Raw genomic sequence first — 17,014 nt, forward strand, 5'->3', positions numbered from 1 at the left:
GAAGAGACCATGCGACTCGCACCTCATCTGCACCGCCTCGGCAACGACATCGTGGCGTGCTACCTCATCGACACCCCCGAGGGCATCACGCTGATCGACGCGGGCCTGCCAGGACACTGGCAGGACCTGCAGGACGAGCTGCGCGCCCTCGGCAAGACCGAGGCCGACGTCCGCGGGCTGATCCTCACGCACGGCGACTCCGACCACCTCGGGTTCGCCGAACGCCTGCGCAGCGCCCATGGCGTGCCGGTGTTCGTGCACGCGGGCGACGCGGCGCGCGCCCGTACGGGAGAGAAGGGCAAGGTCGCGGTGGGTCCCATGCGGATCGGCCCCACGGCCGGGTTCTTCGCCTACTCCCTGCGCAAGAACGGCCTGCGCACCCGCTACGTCAAGGAGGTCACCGAGATCGCCGACGGGGACGTCCTCGACCTGCCCGGCAGCCCGGTCATCGTGGGCATGCCGGGGCACTCGCCGGGGAGCGTGGCGGTGCACGTCCCGATCGCCGACGCGGTCTGCGTCGGCGACGCACTGACGACCCGCCACGTCCTGACCGGCCGCGTCGGCCCCCAACCGGCCCCCTTCACCGACGACCCGGCCGAGGCCCTCGCCTCGCTCGACCGCATCGCCGGCTTGCGGGCGTCGTGGGTCCTGCCCGGCCACGGCGCCCCTTGGCACGCCTCCCCCGCCGAGGTCGCCGACGCCATCAGAAAGGCCTGATGACCTGGGCGGGCGGCCCGAGGCTCGGGCCGCCCGCTGCTCAGCCGGCGATCAGGGGCGGGCCGTCCTGGGCCTCCGGCTCCGGGCGGGGAGCGGTGAGGAGCTGGGCCAGGTGGGCGGCGATCGCGGTGATCGTGGGCTGCTGCCACAGCAGGGTCGCCGGGAGGCGGCAGCCGAAGCGCCGTTCCAGACGGCGGCGGACCATGACGGTCATCACCGAGTCCAGTCCCTGCTCGACGAGCGGACGCCGGAGCGCCAGGTCGTCGGGGTCCAGCCGCATCACGGCCGCGATCTCCGCGCGGACCTCGGGCTGCACGCGCTCGCGCAGGTCCTCGGGTGACAGGCCGGTGAACGACTCGGCGGGGCCGCGCAGGTCGTCCTCCGCCGGGGCTGGGGCGTCGATCACCGGGTAGCGCAGTCCCGTGAGGTGGCCGAGCACGCGGCCGTCCACGTCGGCGATCAGCGCCCGTACGGTGTCCTCCGCCTCGGGGTCCATCGCCGCGTCGATGATCACCGTGGCCGGCGGCGTGCCGGTCAGGACCACCTCGTCGATCCGCACCACCATGCGCAGCACCGGATCTCCGGGGAACACGCAGGGCGCGACGGACATCGCCGCGTCCAGCGCCGCCGACCAGCTCCCCTGCTCCCCATGGACGGTGGCGCGGAGGGCGCCCTCGGCTCCGAGGAGGGCCCCGATCGTCCAGTCGAAGCCCGTGGACGGGACCCCGACGGAGGCCAGGCGCTGGTGGACGTGGCCAGGGTCGAGGGGGCGCAGGTCGCCGGCGTCCGGGAGGACGTCGGGCTTGACCTGGCGGGCGGCCGACACGTCGGCGGCGGCGTGCACGAGCCAGGCCGGTTCCGGCTCGCCGGGAGCCGCCGGGGTGCGGGCGGCGAGGCGGACGGCCGGGGGTTCGTGGACGACCTGGATCTCCCGGCGTTCCGCGGTCATCAGGGGATGCAGCATCTCGACGCCGGTCAGCGTGACGTCCTCGTCCGATCCCTGGGCGGCCGCTTGCCGGAACGTGTTGACCAGGACGGCGGCCGGCACGATCTCGACGCCGTTGAGCGCGTGGCTGCCCGGGTAGGGGCGGTCGGCGTCCTGGAGGCTGGTGCGCCACACGCGGACGTCGCTGCCGGCGACGCTGGTCACGGCGCCCAGCAGGGTGTGGGAGTCCGCGTCGTGGCCCGGGTGGTCGTTCGAGGTGGACGGGTCGCGCCAGTGGCGGCGGTGCTGCCAGGCGTACGGGGGCAGCGTGGTCAGGCCGCCGGACGGCTGGAGGCGCCGCCAGTCCACCTCGACGCCGTGGCAGTGGGCGGTGCCGACCGCGGCCTCGAAGGTGGGCAGCTCGGGCTGGTTGCGGCGCAGGGTGGTGCCGACGAAGACGTCCTCGTAGCCGTGCTCCGACAGCGTCTCGGTGATCGAGTGCGCGACGACGGGGTGCGGTGAGATCTCCAGGAACACGCGGTGACCGTCCTCGGCGGCGGCCGCCGTCGCTGCGACCAGCCGTACGGGGTCGCGCAGGTTGGCCGCCCAGTACGCGCTGTCCGGCACCGGCGTGGACCGGGGGTCGGGCAGCGTGGTCGTGTACATGGGGATGCGCGGCGCGCCGAACGCGAGCCCGGCGGTGGCGGCGGCCAGCTCGACGGCCAGCGGCTCCATCTGCGGGCTGTGGAAGGCGACGTCGGAGGCGACCCGCCGGACGATGATGCCCTCGGCGGGCCACTCGTCCAGCACGGCCTCGACGGCGGCCGGGTCGCCGGACAGCACGGTCGATCCGGGCGCCGACGCGATGGCCGCCACCAGGTCGGTACGCCCGGCCAGCCGCTCCGACGCCTCCTCGAACGACAGCCCGACCATGGCCATCGCTCCCTTGCCCGCGGCCTGGCGCAGCAGCCGGGAGCGGCGGCAGATGAGGCGGGCGCCGTCGGCGACGCTCATGGCGCCGGCGGTCACCGCGGCGGCGATCTCGCCGACGGAGTGCCCGATGACGGCCACGGGTTCGACGCCGTAGGCGTTCCAGAGCCGGGCGAGGCCGAGCTGCATGACGAAGATCATGGTCTGGACGCGGTCGATGGCGTCGAGGTCACCGTCGGTCAGGACCTGGCGGGGCGAGAACCCGATCTCCTCGGCGAAGATCGGCTCGACCTCGTCGACCAGGGCGGCGAACTCCGGCACGGCCGGCAGCTCACGCCCCATCCCGCGCCACTGGCACCCCTGCCCGGCGAACACCCACACGGGCCCGGGCCCGAGGTCCGGCAGCACGTCCCCGATGATGACGGTCTCGGCGGGCACGTCGTCGGCGAGCCGCCGCAGCGCGGCGACGAGGTCGTCCCGCCCGGCGGCGGTCACGACCGCACGGCGAGCCAGGTGGGTACGGCGCAGCGCCAGCGTGTGCCCAACCGACGCCGGCCCAGATCCGGGCTCGGACGACGCCGGCCCAGCCCCGCCAGACGCCGAGCCGGGCTCGGACGACGCCGGACCGGGGCCGGTCTCGATGTGGTCGGCGAGGCGGGCCGCGTACACGCGGAGGGCCTGGGTGGAGGCGGCGGACAGGGGGAAGAGGCGCTCGCCCACAGTCCCTTCCTCGGGCCGCTCTTCGACGGGAGGCGCCTGTTCCAGGAGGATGTGGGCCACCGTGCCGCCGTAGCCGAAGCTGGAGACGCCCGCCCTGCGGGGGTGGTCGCGGGTCGGCCAGGCGGTGGGCTCGGTCACCACGCGCAGGCCCGAGCTCTCCCAGGGGATGGCCGGGTTCAGGGTGGTCAGGACGGTCGGCGGGATCTCGGCGCGGTGCAGGGCGAGCACGGCCTTGATGACGCCGGCGATGCCGGCCGCGCCTTCGAGGTGGCCGATGTTCGACTTGACCGAGCCGATGAGGCACGGGTCGCCAGGGGGACGGGCGGCGCCGTAGACGGCCGACAGCGCGGCGGCCTCCAGCGGGTCGCCGAGCCGGGTGCCGGTGCCGTGCGCCTCGACGTAGTCGACGGTGGACGGCTCGACCCCGGCCTGGCGGCAGGCGCGGGCCATCACGTGCTCCTGGGCCTCGCCGCAGGGCGCCATGATGCCGTTGGTGTGGCCGTCCTGGTTGACGGCGCTGCCGATGACGAGCGCGAGGACGCGGTCGCCGTCGCGCCGCGCGTCCGACAGCCGCTTGAGCACGACGACGCCGCAGCCCTCACCGCGCCCGTAGCCGTCGGCGCCGGCGTCGAACGACTTGGAGCGCCCGTCGGGCGCGAGGGCGCCCGCGGTGCCGAGGGTGAGGGTCTGGCCCGGCGTGGCGAGCAGGTTGACGCCGCCGGCCAGGGCGACGTCGCTCTCGCCGAGCCGCAGGCTCTGCGCGGCGAGGTGGAGGGCGACCAGCGACGCCGAGCAGGCGGTGTCGATCGCCATGCTGGGGCCGCGCAGGTCGAGGGAGTAGGAGACGCGGTTGGCGACGGCGCAGGTGGCGGCGCCGATCCCGGTCCACGCCTCGATCTGGGGCAGGTCTTCGAGCAGCCTGCCGCCGTAGTCGGCGGTGCAGACGCCGACGAACACGCCGGCGTCGGTGCCGGCCAGCGTGTGCGGCGGCACGCCCGCGTGCTCCAGGGCCTCCCACGCGGTCTCCATGAGCAGGCGCTGCTGCGGGTCCATCAGCTCGGCCTCGCGCGGCGACAGGCCGAAGAACTCGGCGTCGAAGCCGTCGATGTCGCGCAGGAAGCTGCCATGACGTACGGCGGCGCGCAGCGCGGCGGCGTCCTCGGGGCTGCGCCGCTCGTACGGGCGCCACCGGCCGTCGGGCAGCGGCGCGGTGGTGTTGCGGCCGGCGCGCAGCAGGTCCCAGAACTCGTCCGGTGCGTGCACGTCGCCGGGCAGGCGGCAGCCGATGCCGATCACCGCCACGGGTTCTGGACGGTCTGCGCGGGGGCTGTCGGCCATGCGCGTCGGTTTCCCTTCGGTGTTCAGAGCCATGGAGGGGTGTCGATGATCTCGATGACGGCGCCGGAGACGGTCACGCCGGGCCCGGTGCCCAGCATGAGCAGGTGGTCGCCTGGGCCGAGCCGGCCGGTGAGGAGCAGGTGGTCGAGGGACAGGACCTGGTCGGCGGCGCCGCAGTGGCCGATGGTGCGGCCGTAGTCCCAGGTGGAGCGGGACATGGGCAGGTCGAGCAGGGCCATGCAGCGCTGCTCGACGATCTCCCGCGAGTAGTTCATGAACGCGACCCTGGTGAGGTCGGCGGCCTGGATGCCGCTCTCGGCGAGCAGTTGCTCGACGACCTCTTCGAGGGCCCGCTGGATGGAGAACAGCGCGGCGGTGGCCTCGCCGGCGGGCATGACCTGGCGGCGGAACTGGTCGTTGCGGGCGGCGAAGCTCATCTTCCTGCCGACGGTGACGCCGGGCGGGAAGAGGGGTTCGCTGCCCCGGTGCAGCTCCTCGGCCTCGGTCACGGTCGTCGTGCAGACGGAGGCCAGGCGGGCGAAGCCGGGCTCCTTGGTCAGGACGAGCGCGGCGGCGGCGTCGCCGCCGATGTAGCCGGGGCCCATGCGCCAGCGGTCCATGAGCGGAGTGCCGTAGTTGTCGGCCGCCACCAGCAGGGCAGCGGTCTGGGCGGGGTCGGCGTGCAGGTGGCCGGCCGCGAGCTGGAGGGCGATGAACATGCCGTTGCAGCCCTGCCGGATCTCGGTGGCCAGGGCGTCGCCGCCGACGAGGTGGCGTTGCAGGTAGGAGTGCGGTGGCCAGCCGTCGGGGCCCTGGTGCCAGGTGGAGGCGTACAGGAGGAGGCCGAGGTCGCCGGGCGTGCGTCCGCTGCGCTTGAGCGCGCTGCGCGCCGCGTGCAGGGCCATCTCGGGCGCCGGCGTGTCGCCGGCCACGGCCGCGCCGCCGAGCTGGTGCAGGTCGGCCTCCTCGGCCGGGTACCAGCCCTTGGCGACGGCCTTCTCGACGCTGACGACGGTGCGCGGGAGGTAGGTTCCCACGCCGCCGATGTAGGTGTCCGCGTACCGCATGCCCGCTCCCCGCTAGACGGATTCGAGTTCGGTGACCATCGCGGCGATGGTGGCGACGTCGCGGAAGTTCTCGGGGTCGAGCTTGGCGGCGGGGACGGGGACGCCGAGGTCCTTGCGGAGGTAGTTGAGCAGCCGCGCGGTGCGCAGGGAGTCGAGCAGGCCGGAGGCGAGCAGCGGGGTGGCCGCGTCGATGGTGAGGTCGTCGCCGTCCTGGACGAGGTTGTCCTGGATGAAGGCGATCAGCTTCCCGGTGAGGTTTCCGGTGGGGTTCCCAGTGAGGTTCTCGGTGGGCTCGGTGGGCTCGGTGGGCTCGGTCATGCGCGGGTTTCCTTCGTGACGGGGCGGGGGGAAAGGACGCGGAAGGCCGCCGCGGCGACGGAGGTGCCGGAGCCGAACCCGACCATGAGCAGGTGGTCGCCGGCCTTGAGCCCGCCGGTCGCGAGCAGGTGCTCGAAGGCGATGAACTGGTCGACCGCGCCGCAGTGGCCGACGCGCCGCCCGTAGTCCCAGGTCGTCTGGTCCTCCTCGATGCCCAGCCAGGACATCTGCCCGTCGAGGTCCTCGCGCCTGCCGTGCGGGAAGGCCACCCGCGTGATGTCGCCGAGCTCGATGCCGGCCTCGTCGAGGGTCTGCTCGACCTGCTGCATCATCGTCTTCTGGATGGTGAGGTGGATGCCGGTGCCCTGCTTCTGGAGCAGCTTCTGGCGGAACTCCTCGTGCCGGTCGGAGAAGCTGAGCCCGCGCCCGACGGTGGCGTCCGGGGGGAACAGCGGGTAGGCGCCGTCGTTGACGGCGTCGGCCTCGGGGATCACGGCGACGTTGACCGACAGGAGCTCGGCCATGCCGTACTCCTTGCCGAGGATCATCGCGGCGGCGGCGTCGCCGATGAGCGCGCCCGGGGTCATCCGCCAGCGGTCCACGAGCGGGGTGCCGTGGTTGTCGGCGGAGACGACCATGGCCGTCTCGCGCGCGTCGTCGGCGCACAGGTAGCCGGCCGCCAGCTCCAGCGAGCTGATCATGCCGACGCAGCCGCTCCTGATCTCGAAGGCGGGCACGTGGCCGCCGAGCAGGTGCTGCTGCAGGTAGTGCTGGGGCTGCCAGCCGTTCGGGCCCTGGTGCCAGACCGACGGGTAGAGCAGCAGGTCGAGGTCGCGGGGCGCGGACTCGTCCCAGCGGTCGTAGGCGTCGAGGGCGGCGAGCCGCGCCATCTCGGGCGCCGGCATGTCTCCTGCCACGGCCGCGCCGAGCTGCCGGTAACGCTCCGCCTCCTCCGCCGGGTACCAGCCCTCGCGGACCGCGTACTCGACGCTCACACTCTCCGGTACGTGGACGCCGAGGCTTCTGACGAACATATTCGAGGTACGCACACGTCCCCTTTACTCATCGACGATCCCGGACGACGGCCTTCGGGCACGGGAAGGCGACCGCTGCTGAATGGCGCGGGGTCCGGGGATATCAAGAGCCCGCCCCGGTGGGTGATAAACCGTGGAATGGGCCGGCGGGCCGTTTTTCACGGCAAGGATAGGGGCGGCCCGCCGGGCGAGGCAATGGCGGTGTCCAGTATTTGGTCGGCGACATATCGTGACCGGCGCCGGACGGAACGTGTTGCATTACCGGCGCTTTTCCGCGGCATTTCGCCGAATGCAATTCGGAATGCGTGCGAGCGCCGGGCCCGCCTTTCCGCGCGGGCCCGGCTCGGCGGTCTCAGCCGAGCACTCTGGTGCAGGTGACGCCGTTCATCTTGAACTGGGCGGGCGGGTTGTTCGAGCCGGTGGCGGTGGCCGAGAAGCCGAAGCTCTGGCTGGAGCCGGGGCCGATGTAGGTGTTGTGTCCCGCGTCGCGGGCGGTCACCTGGGCGCCGGTCTGGGTGACGGTGGCGTTCCATGCGGTGCTGATCGCCTGGTTGCCCGGCCAGGTCCAGGTGACGGTCCAGCCGGTGACGGGGGTGGTGCCGGTGTTCCTGATGGTCACGCTGCCGTTGAAGGCGCCGTTCCACGTGCCGGTCGCGTACGTGACCTCGCAGGAGGTGCCCAGTTGCAGGCCGCCGCGCAGGAACGTGGTGAAGTTGCCCCACGTGGCGTTGAGCGTGCCGACGCGGGCGGTCTCGCCGCAGTTGGCGGTGGTGCGGACGGTCTCGGCGCCGTACTGGGCGGGGTCCATGATCTGGTCCATCATGTGGTCGGCGGCCGGCACCGAGACGAACGTGGCGCGCCCGCACTGCGCCTTGATGCGGTTGAAAAGCAGCTCGCTCTGGCCGTGCGGCACCAGGAAGTCGGCCTGGCCGTGCAGGAACAGCAGCGGCGGGTCGTTGGCGTCGACGTACGTCATGGGGTTGGCCTGCGCGACCGTCCCCGGGCACGTCTGGATCGCGCAGCCGACCAGCAGCGACTCGGGAGAGGCCGGCGAGTTGTGGTCGAGGCCGCCGCCCGGCAGGTTCTGGGCGTTCATCTGCAGGAAGTCGGTGGGGCTGTAGAAGGCGAGCCCGGTCTGCACGGCGCTGGAGACGCCGGTGACGCCGATGTTGCCTTCGAGGGCGGCGACGCCGCCGGAGAAGACCGCCATCTCGGTCAGCCAGCCGCCCGACGAGTCGCCCGCGATCGCGAAGCGGTTGGGGTCGATCTGGTACGTGGCCGCGTTGGCGCGCAGCCACCTGATGGCCGCCTTGATGTCGTGCACCTGGGCGGGGAAGATCGCCTGGGTGCTGCTGCGGACGCTGACGCCGGCCACGGCGAAGCCGAGCGGGTTGAAGATGGCGGCGATCGCGTCGGCGCCCGCCTTGCCGTCGTCGCTGCTCCAGGCCGAGCCGGTGTGCCAGATGAGCAATGGCCTCGGCGCGGTGCCGGTGTCGGGGAGGTAGAGGTCGAGCAGGTGGCCACGGCTGCCGGCGGGCTGCGCGGGTGCGTACGCGATATCGGTGACGACCTGCGCTGCGTGCGCCGGCCGGGGTAAGGCTGCTGAGAGACCGACGGCTGCCAGCAGGGCCATCGCCATGCAGACGATCGTGGCCGTGCGGGGTCGAGCGTGCATGGTGCGGCTCCGGATGATCGGCTCACTCGATATGGGCGGCGCCGACCATATGACACCGGAGCGAGAATGGTCAAAGTTTTCCCGCTCGCCCGCCAATGCAACGATAAACCTGCATAAATCGTACTTAAGCACCAAGATCAGCACGGGAGCGTACAGCCGGTCGGATACCCGCCCCCGAGGCGTTCGACGGCTGTTTTCCTACATCCCGAAACAGTGACGTTGACATTACCAGCGGTGATCGTGCCGGAAAAAGCCCCTGGGAATGGCTGCCGTTGAATCGTGCCTGACAATTCTCACGGCGCTCGGTAAGTGATATTGTCCGGCGTCATGATCCCCCCAGTCCCAGGAGGACGAATGCGTAAGGCCCGCGCAGTTGTCAGCACCACCATCATGGCGCTCGCACTGTCGCTGACGATCGGCGCCACTCCGGCACAGGCCACCACCCAGCTCGTCGGCGTCTTCAAGAACCAGTCCGACTGCGAGCGGGTCGGCCGCCAGGGCGTCGCCCAGGGCTGGTGGCACGCCTACAAGTGCGAGTGGGAGAGCCGCTACCGCTACTACTTCCTCTACACCTGACGCACGCGACCGCCCCGGCCCGTGGGGACGGACCGGGGCGGCGGGGGCGGCATGCCGTTTCAGGGAACGGGGATGCGCAGCCGCGCGCCCTCGGCTCCCGGCGCGGTGCCGTGCGCGCCGGGCCGGTGGCGGGCCAGCAGGTCGAGGCCGAGGCGGGCGCGGCGCACCCGTTCGCGGGAGAGCGCCACGGTGGTGGGCAGCAGGTGGGTGCCCGCCGGGTAGACGTCGGGCGCGTTGCGCAGGCCGAACTTGACGTGCACCGGCGCGGCGACCTCGACGAGGGCGGGCAGTTCGTAATGGCGGACGAAGCCGCCGACGTTGTCGGGCGCCTCCACGTACACGTCGAGCGGGATGTCCACGGCGGCGCGGATCGCGGCGATCTGCGCGAGCGTCAGGTCGGTGGGCAGGTTGAGGCTGTCGGCGCCGAGGTCCTCCAGCACGCGCGCGGACTCGGGGTTGGCGGCGGGCAGCATGACCGAGACCTTGGCCTGCATGTCGGGCGGCAGGTGCCCGGCGGCCCTGAGCCTGCCGAAGATCGACAGCACGCCGAGGTCGGCGATGAGCACGCTGCGGAAGCCGTGCTCGGCGGCCCGCAGGATCTCGTCGAGCACCGCCGCGACCTGGTCCTGGCCGCGCGCGGCCGGCGCGAGGATGGAGCCGGCGGGGCTGCGGGCCATCGCGGAGGCGTCCCAGCCCGCGCAGGGCCGGGCGAAGAGACTGACCTCGACGCCCGCGGAGGCCGCCAGCGCGGCCATCTCCCCCAGCTCGGCATCGGTGAGCAGGCCGACGCCGGTGCCCTGGGAGACGCGGGTGACCGGCACGTCGAGCGTGCGCGCGGCCTCCAGCACGGCCGCCAGGCACTCGGGGCCCTCGACGCTGGGGATCTCCACGCGGTACTGCGCGCCGTCGGGGAACCGGCGTGACGAGGCGGGCAGGTCGTGCCGGTCGCCGTCCGGCAGCCCGAGCGTGGCCAGCAGCTCGGCGGGGCGCGGCAGGTTCGCGGTCATGACCGCACCGCCTCGACGTTGGCGTCGTCGGTGGTGAGCTCGACGAACGTCAGCTCCTGCCATGGGCTGCCGACGACGATGGTCTCGACTTCGGTGATCTTCACTGTGTCTCCAAGGGATGAGCAGGGGGCTGCGCGGGACGGGGTCAGCCCTGGCCGTCGGCGGTGGGCAGGGCGAGGAAGGCGCGCAGGTCCATGCGGGTCTGGACGAGGTGCTCGCGCATGGCCTCGGCGGCGGCGCGGGCGTCGCGCTCACGTACGGCGGCCAGGATGCGGGCGTGCTCGTCCATGATGTCGTCCATCGAGCGTCCCCTGGCGAGGTGACCGCGCAGGCTGCGCAGCCGGCTCTCGTGCATGGGCTCGTCCATCGCCTCGATGAGGAAACTGATCACCTGGTTGCCGCTCGCGGCGGCGAGCACGGCGTGGAAGCGCACGTCGGCCTGGTTGAACGACTCCTCGTCGGTGGCCTGCCGCATGGTGTCGTAGGCCAGCTCGAGCGAGGACAGCGCGGTGCGGGTGGCCTGCTGGGCGGCGAGCGTGGTGGCGTGCACCTCCAGCGCCAGGCGTACCTCGACGAGTTCGAGCAGGTTACGCGGGTCGCGGCGCAGGGAGGCGGCGAAGAAGCCGCTCAGCGGGGCCGCGTTGGGGTGGGCGACGGCGGGACGCCGGCCGCGGCGCACTTCGAGCAGGCCGCGGGCCTCCAGCGTGCGTACGCCCTCGCGTACGGTGAGCCGGCTGACGCCCATCGCGGTGGCCAGCTCGCCCTCCGACGGGAGGAACTGACCCGGCTGCAGGTCGCCGTCGAAGATCAGCTCCTCCAGGTGCCGCACCACGCCCGCGGTGCGCGACTCGCCGTTCAGCTCAGTGTCATCGGCCATCGTTCCCCTGCCGAGTCCGGCATGTCGGGCCCCGGCCCGTCCGGTTCCCTGCTCCTGTTCGACCTTCTCACGACTAGGACTTCCACACATATCTGATAGGTCCACACCAAGCAACCGGCTTCACGAGCCGACAGAGCACCGGTTTCACCGGGATGTCCCACGTCACAGCCGTGCCGGGAGCGGCGAGATGCGCCGAGGCTCTTGCACAGTTATCTGATGAGTGCCAAGGTAGCCGGAACCAAGGGCCCGTCCGCGATGCGTGTCTGGACGCGCACCGCCTAGGACGCGCACCGCTAGGACGCGTCCCGCCGGCTGAGCGACAGGCCGTGCTCGTCGGCGAACGCCCGGCGGCACAGCCCGTTGCAGAAGCCGTACCGGACGCCCTCGTGCACCAGGGTGACGATGCGCGGGGATGGGCTCGCACATGTCCTTACGCCACGACGCGAGGACGGTGACGCGGACGAGGTAGCGCGGCGGGTCGGCGGGGGCCCGCCGGTCGCCGAGCACCCAGGTGGCGGGCTCGTGCACCAGGACCTGGGTGATCGTGCGCTGGGCGTCATTCACCTCCTTGGCGTGGCTGCCGAGCCGCCCGTACCGCGCGGGGAGTAGCTCAGTGGCCGGCGAAGTCCCGTGCGGCGGCCCCGGAACGGATCACCCAGACCCCGTTGCCGCCGCCGATGACGTCGGAGCGGGCGCGAAGGTGCTCGACGTCCACGTCGTCCGGCCACCACGTCCCCGCCTCCGGCCATCGCACGCCCTCCACGCCAGCAGCGCACTCGCAGGTCACCTGCTGGCTGCCAGATTGACGATCACGTGCTTGTCGCCACGCCTGACCACGACGAGATCGTCGCGAGCCGGACGGGAAGCCTCAGTCGAGGAGTTCGACGTAGCCGTCGCTGCCGTGGACGCGGATGCGCCGGCCGTCGCGGATCAGGTGGGTGGCGCGGTTGACCGCCACGACGGCGGGCAGGCCGTATTCGCGGGCGATGACCGCCCCGTGCGTCATGAGGCCGCCGACCTCCGTCACCAGTCCGGCGACGGCCACGAACAGCGGGGTCCAGCTGGGGTCGGTGTAGGCGGTGACCAGGATGTCGCCCTTTTCGAGCCTCGCCTGGGCCATGTCGGTGACGACGCGGGCCCGGCCCTCGACGGTGCCGGCTGAGACGGGCATGCCGGGCAGTGCGCCGGGCGGGAGGTCGGCGCGGCGGTACTGGCCGGTGAGCGCCTCGCCGTCGGACGTCATGACGCGGGGCGGGGTGAGCGTCTGGTGGGTGCGGAACGCCTCGCGCCGCTCGCGGATGAGCGCGGCGTCCGCCTTGCCGGTGCGGACGGCGTCCCGCAGCTCGTCGAAGCGCAGGAAGTACAGGTCGGACGGCTCGCGCAGCACGCCGGCCGCGACGAGCCTGGCGGCCTCGCCGAGCAGCGCCTGCTTGTAGACGAAGTAGCGGCTGATCATGCCGAACTTGGGGTATTCGCGGTAGCCGGTGAAGGTGCGCACGCGGTCGATCATCCGCTTGGTCTCCTCGGCCTTGTGCTCACCGTCCGGCAGGGCGCGCAGGCGGGTCAGGACGTCCCGCTCCTTGCGGCGCGCCTCCTCCAGGCCGCGCTCGAAGTGCTGCTTTCCCGCTCCGGGCGGGAAGCCGGCGACGTTGCCGAGGAGGGCGGGCAGCAGCTCGGCGGGGTTCTCGCTCCAGCGGGTCCTGGTGATGTCGATCTCGCCGGCGCAGCGCATGCCGTACGTGTCGAGGTAGGCGACGATGGCGTCGCGGGCCTCGGGGCCGCCGGGCAGGCCGGCCAGCTCGTCGAGGAAGGCGGCGCCCTCGCGACGCTCGTCGGCGACGCGCCCGAGGAACGCGACGACCTCGGCGTGCGGGCGGACGACGTCGGCGACGTCGAGCAGGGCGAGCCCCATCTCGGCGGTGACGTTGTGCGGGACGGACTGGGAGAGCACGTTGGCCGCGTTCTTCTCGCCGAGCCACTCTTCGAGGTGCTCGTTGAGCCAGACGGCGGCGTTCATGCCGGCCATGATGACCTGGGTGCCGCGCGGGTCGAACAGCAGCCGCCGCAGCTCGCCGAAGTCGTCATGGATGAAGTCGAGCAGCTCAGGCCCGGTCAGGCCGGCGATCTCGCGCCGCAGGGCGGCCACCGAGTCTGCGTTGCGCCTGATGAGCTCGGTGACGATGGCCGGATCGGTCTCGACGGCGTCGCCGGGGCCGACGAGAGTGTGCGGCAGGTCGGCGCCGGGGGCGTCCTCCGACAGCGGGATGAAGCCGCGGTCGAGCACGGTCTGGACGGCGTCCAGGAACAGCGGGTCCGACTTGGCCAGCATCTCCAGGAACGGGGTGCGGGCGGCGGTCGCCAGGATGGGAGTGGCGTCGGCGAACAGCCGCCCGCCCGCCTCCTGCATCGGCCGCGGCGTGGTGAGCTGCCACACCGACAGGCCGAGCGGGCGCATGGCGTCGGTCATCATCTGCTGGTGGCCGACGGAGAGGTAGAGGTGAGGGCCCTGGTCGCCGGCGTCGGGGATGGGGAAGAGGGTGGTGATGGCCCGGCTCTGCACGATGTGGAAGCCGTCGCCGGTCAGGCACCACTCGATGTCCTGCGGATGGCCGAAGTGCGTCTCGATGCGCCGGCCGAGGCGTACGAGCTCGACCGCCTGCTCACCGGTGAGCGCCGGCGCGGTCTGGCGCTCGGGCTCGACCGGTACGTCCCGCGTGCCGCCGTCCCGCGCCGCCAGCACGGCGTGGGCCTTGGTGGCGACCTGCGCGGTCAGCACGCGGTCGTCGCGGACGGTGTAGACGTCGGCGGGAGCCTGGCCGGAGACGAGGGCGTCGGCGAGCCCCCACACGGCCTCCACCGTGGCGACCTTCCTGTTGGAGGTGACCGGGTCGGCCGTGAACAGCACGCCGGCCGCCTCGGGGGCGACCATGCGCTGCACGACCACGGCCATCTGCACCTTGCGGTGGTCGAAGCCGTTGCGGGCGCGGTAGGTCACCGCGCGCTCGGTGAACAGGGAGGCCCAGCAGCGCCGTACGTGCCGCAGGACCTCCTGGGGGCCCGAGACGTTGAGGTAGGAGTCCTGCTGGCCGGCGAAGGACGCGGTCGGCAGGTCCTCGGCGGTGGCGCTGGAGCGTACCGCGCAGGGGGTGTGCTCGCCGAGCCGGGAGAGCGCGGCGGCGATCTCGGCGGCGAGGTCCTCGGGGATCGTGACGTCCTCGACGGCCCGGCGCGCGGCGGCGCTCAGCGCGGCGATGGCCGCGCGGTCGTCGGGGTCGGCGGCGGCCAGCAGGTCGAGGTGCGGTTCGATGGCGTCTGCCACGACCCGCCGGTAGGCGTCGGTGGTGACGCAGAAGCCGTCCGGCACACGTACGCCGTCGACGCGGGTGAGCTCGGCCAGGTGGGCTCCCTTCCCGCCGGTGTGGGCGGCGTCGGTCGCGTCGGCCTGGTCGAAAGCCAGTACAAAAGGCACGTCCGTTGCTCCAGAGTGTCGTCGGGGCGATGGCAACGGGCAGTATGAACCATTTCCCGGTTTCTCATGAGGCGCGCTCATCTGCTATACAGTGAAACCGGCGGGAGGTTCCCGCCGCTTCCCCATCACTGCTGTTGAGCGCCGTACGACTCCAGCAGCGCGGCCACCCCGTCGGCCTCCGGCGCACCCGTCGCACGTAAAATCTCCAGCGCCTCCCGCCACGCCTCCACGGCGGCGGCCAGGTCCCCGGTGTCGCGGTGCACGTCGCCCAGCGCGCGCAGCGCCAGCCCCTGCCGGCGCGGCGCGGGAATCGCCTGGCAGATGCCGATGACCTCGCGCAGCGTGGCGGCGGCCTCGTTCGTACGGCCCTGCCTGCGCCACAGCTGCGCCGTGGTGAACAGCACGCGGGCCTGACCCACGTGGTCGTCGGTGTCGCGGTAGATCGCGAGGCTGCGCAGCAGCAGCCGCTCGGCACCCGCGACGTCGTCCCGTGCCAGCCTGGCCTCGGCCAGGCCCAGCGCCGCGTACGCGATGCCGCTCGGGAACCCGAGCGCGTCCAGCCCGTCGAGCGCCTGGCGGAAGCTGCCCTCGGCGGCGGCCCGATCGCCGCGGGCCAGCTCGATCTCCCCCAGCACGATCCTGGTGAACTCCCGCGAGCGCACGTCGCCGGTGTCGTCGGCGAGCCTGATCGCCCGCCGGATGAACGGCTCGGCCAGCTCCAGCCGGTTCTGGTTGAAGTGGATGCGGCCGATGCCGCGCACGACGGTGATCTCCGTGCTGCGGTCGCCGGCCTGCGCGAGACCGTCGGCCGCCGCCTCGTAGTGGGCCAGCGCGTCGGCGTTGCGGCCCTGGAGGCGGGCCAGCTCGGCCAGGGTGACCAGGGCCAGCGCGCGCCCGTACCGGTCGTCGGCCTTCTCGAACAGGGCCAGGGCCTCCTCCAGGGCGGCCGCGCAGCCGGTCAGGTCGTCCTGGGCGAAGTGCAGGCGGGCCAGGCCGTGCAGCATGGCGGCCTGGCCGCGGACGTCGCCCGACAGGCGGGCGGCGTGCAGGGCGGTCTCGTGGGTGGCGAGCCACTCGTCGCGCAGGCCGCGGGTCTCGAACAGGCTCATGGCGCTGGTGGCCCAGTCCCAGCACAGCTCGCCGAAGCCGAGGGCGGCGCACTGGCGGACGCCGGCGACGACGTTGGCCCGCTCGGCCTCGATCCAGGCGAGCGGGTCGCGTACGAGGTGGCCGGGGGTGCCCGGCCGCCAGACGATGCCGCCGCCGTGCACGACGCGGTAGTCGCCGCCGCACAGCCGGACGTGCGCGTGCCTGGTCAGGGCCAGCCAGCCGCTGAATACGCGGCGCAGCGCCGCCGCCCGCTCGTGATCGTCCTCCTCCGCCTCGGCGCGTTCGCGCGCGTACGCCCTGGTCAGGTCGTGGAAGCGGAACCGGACGGCCCCGTCTGCGCCCTGACCGGCCACTTCGAGCAGCCGCACGTCGGCGAGCTGCTCGATCAGCTGCTCGGCGGCGTCCTCGGAGACGTCGAGCAGCGCGGCCCCGGCCCAGACGGGGAAGTCCGGCGCCTCCAGCAGGCCGAGCCGGCAGAACATGCGCTGCGCCTGCGGCGGCAGGCCCTGGTAGCCGACGCCGATGCTGGCCCTGACCTCGTCGGAGCCGTGGGCGAGCTGGCTGAGCCGGCCGCGGACGTCGCTCATGCGCGAGACCAGGTGGCCGAGGCTCCAGTAGGGGCGGGCGGCGAGCTTGGCGCCCGCGATGCGCACGGCCAGCGGCAGCCCGCCGCACAGGCGTACGAGGTCGCGGGCCTCGTCGGGCGCCTGCGCGGTCTTGTCGGCGCCGATGATGTTGCCGAGCAGCTCGACCGCGTCCGCGACGGGCAGGACGCCGAGATCGACGCGCTGCGCGGCGGGCAGCGTGGCCAGCCGGTGCCTGCTGGTGATCAGGACCGCGCAGCCGCGCGTGCCCGGCATGAGCGGGCGCAGCTGGGCCTCGCCGGCCGCGTTGTCGAGCACCACGAGGTGGCGCGAGTCGGCGATCCGCTCGCGGTAGAGCTCGGCGCGCTGGTCGAGGTCGGCGGGCAGCGCCGAGCTGTCCATGCCGAGCGCGCGCAGGAACCTGGCCAGCGCCTCGGCCGGGTCGAGCGGGTGCCGCTCGCAGCCGCGCAGGTCGATGTAGAGCTGGCCGTCGGGGAACTCGCCCCGCAGCCGGTGTGCGACGTGCACGGCCAGCGTGGTCTTGCCCACGCCGCCCGGCCCCGAGATGGCGCTGACCGGCGGCGCGGAGGAGTCGTCGCGCGCCGGCAGCAGGGCGGCCGTCACCGCGGCCGTCTCGGCGTGCCGGCCGACGAAGTCGGCGTGGCCG

General features: G+C 73.0%; 12 protein-coding genes. 2 read left to right on the forward strand and 10 right to left on the reverse strand.

Annotated elements, in window-relative coordinates:
• Window positions 1-9: 9 nt before the first annotated feature.
• Window positions 10-717, forward strand: coding sequence for an MBL fold metallo-hydrolase (locus ABZW11_RS34735; protein WP_355426640.1), 708 nt, complete (start codon window positions 10-12; stop codon window positions 715-717).
• A gap of 40 nt (window positions 718-757) precedes the next feature.
• On the opposite strand, the gene ABZW11_RS34740 is transcribed toward ABZW11_RS34735, so the two are convergent.
• The 5 genes from ABZW11_RS34740 to ABZW11_RS34760 form a co-directional block, all read right to left on the reverse strand.
• Window positions 758-4,630 carry a beta-ketoacyl synthase N-terminal-like domain-containing protein gene (locus ABZW11_RS34740; RefSeq protein WP_355426643.1) on the reverse strand — a complete coding sequence of 1,291 codons (3,873 nt, stop codon included), beginning with the start codon at window positions 4,628-4,630 and terminating at the stop codon, window positions 758-760.
• Window positions 4,631-4,653: 23 nt separating this feature from the next.
• Window positions 4,654-5,697 carry a ketoacyl-ACP synthase III family protein gene (locus ABZW11_RS34745; protein ID WP_355426646.1) on the reverse strand — a complete coding sequence of 348 codons (1,044 nt, stop codon included), beginning with the start codon at window positions 5,695-5,697 and terminating at the stop codon, window positions 4,654-4,656.
• Window positions 5,698-5,709: 12 nt separating this feature from the next.
• Window positions 5,710-6,015: a phosphopantetheine-binding protein gene (locus ABZW11_RS34750; RefSeq protein ID WP_355426649.1), complete on the reverse strand. Its 306-nt coding sequence runs from the start codon at window positions 6,013-6,015 to the stop codon at window positions 5,710-5,712.
• Window positions 6,012-7,064 carry a ketoacyl-ACP synthase III family protein gene (locus ABZW11_RS34755; protein ID WP_355426652.1) on the reverse strand — a complete coding sequence of 351 codons (1,053 nt, stop codon included), beginning with the start codon at window positions 7,062-7,064 and terminating at the stop codon, window positions 6,012-6,014. The genes ABZW11_RS34750 and ABZW11_RS34755 overlap by 4 nt, the downstream gene beginning before the upstream one ends.
• 337 nt (window positions 7,065-7,401) lie before the next feature.
• Window positions 7,402-8,724, reverse strand: a complete 1,323-nt coding sequence (locus tag ABZW11_RS34760; RefSeq protein WP_355426655.1) for a cellulose binding domain-containing protein — start codon at window positions 8,722-8,724, stop codon at window positions 7,402-7,404.
• Between the two features lie 354 nt (window positions 8,725-9,078).
• Here ABZW11_RS34760 and ABZW11_RS34765 point away from each other — a divergent pair, with 354 nt between their 5' ends.
• Window positions 9,079-9,300 (forward strand): hypothetical protein, encoded by a 222-nt coding sequence (locus ABZW11_RS34765; protein ID WP_355426658.1) that lies wholly within the window; start codon window positions 9,079-9,081, stop codon window positions 9,298-9,300.
• Window positions 9,301-9,359: 59 nt separating this feature from the next.
• Here the strand turns inward: ABZW11_RS34765 and ABZW11_RS34770 are convergent, their stop codons facing one another.
• From ABZW11_RS34770 to ABZW11_RS34790, 5 genes are all read right to left on the reverse strand, one after another.
• Window positions 9,360-10,307 (reverse strand): U32 family peptidase, encoded by a 948-nt coding sequence (locus ABZW11_RS34770; RefSeq protein ID WP_355426660.1) that lies wholly within the window; start codon window positions 10,305-10,307, stop codon window positions 9,360-9,362.
• A gap of 145 nt (window positions 10,308-10,452) precedes the next feature.
• On the reverse strand, window positions 10,453-11,184 hold the full coding sequence (locus ABZW11_RS34775) for an FCD domain-containing protein (RefSeq protein WP_355426663.1): 732 nt from the start codon (window positions 11,182-11,184) through the stop codon (window positions 10,453-10,455).
• Between the two features lie 610 nt (window positions 11,185-11,794).
• Window positions 11,795-11,947, reverse strand: coding sequence for a hypothetical protein (locus ABZW11_RS34780; protein ID WP_355426665.1), 153 nt, complete (start codon window positions 11,945-11,947; stop codon window positions 11,795-11,797).
• Window positions 11,948-12,052: 105 nt separating this feature from the next.
• Window positions 12,053-14,653: a rifamycin-inactivating phosphotransferase gene (gene rph, locus ABZW11_RS34785; protein ID WP_355426667.1), complete on the reverse strand. Its 2,601-nt coding sequence runs from the start codon at window positions 14,651-14,653 to the stop codon at window positions 12,053-12,055.
• 125 nt (window positions 14,654-14,778) lie between these two features.
• A partial coding sequence (locus tag ABZW11_RS34790; protein WP_355426670.1) for a tetratricopeptide repeat protein occupies window positions 14,779-17,014 on the reverse strand: 2,236 nt, incomplete at its 5' end.

It is taken from the genome of Nonomuraea sp. NPDC004580, assembly GCF_040609855.1.
In the GTDB taxonomy this organism is placed as follows: domain Bacteria; phylum Actinomycetota; class Actinomycetes; order Streptosporangiales; family Streptosporangiaceae; genus Nonomuraea; species Nonomuraea salmonea.

What these genes read in the sequence shown, in the direction of transcription:
- ABZW11_RS34735 (WP_355426640.1), top strand. Translation starts at nt 10, where the DNA reads ATGCGACTCGCACCTCATCTGCACCGCCTCGGCAACGACATCGTGGCG.
- ABZW11_RS34740 (WP_355426643.1), bottom strand. Translation starts at nt 4,630, where the DNA reads ATGGCCGACAGCCCCCGCGCAGACCGTCCAGAACCCGTGGCGGTGATC.
- ABZW11_RS34745 (WP_355426646.1), bottom strand. Translation starts at nt 5,697, where the DNA reads ATGCGGTACGCGGACACCTACATCGGCGGCGTGGGAACCTACCTCCCG.
- ABZW11_RS34750 (WP_355426649.1), bottom strand. Translation starts at nt 6,015, where the DNA reads ATGACCGAGCCCACCGAGCCCACCGAGCCCACCGAGAACCTCACTGGG.
- ABZW11_RS34760 (WP_355426655.1), bottom strand. Translation starts at nt 8,724, where the DNA reads ATGCACGCTCGACCCCGCACGGCCACGATCGTCTGCATGGCGATGGCC.
- ABZW11_RS34765 (WP_355426658.1), top strand. Translation starts at nt 9,079, where the DNA reads ATGCGTAAGGCCCGCGCAGTTGTCAGCACCACCATCATGGCGCTCGCA.
- ABZW11_RS34770 (WP_355426660.1), bottom strand. Translation starts at nt 10,307, where the DNA reads ATGACCGCGAACCTGCCGCGCCCCGCCGAGCTGCTGGCCACGCTCGGG.
- ABZW11_RS34775 (WP_355426663.1), bottom strand. Translation starts at nt 11,184, where the DNA reads ATGGCCGATGACACTGAGCTGAACGGCGAGTCGCGCACCGCGGGCGTG.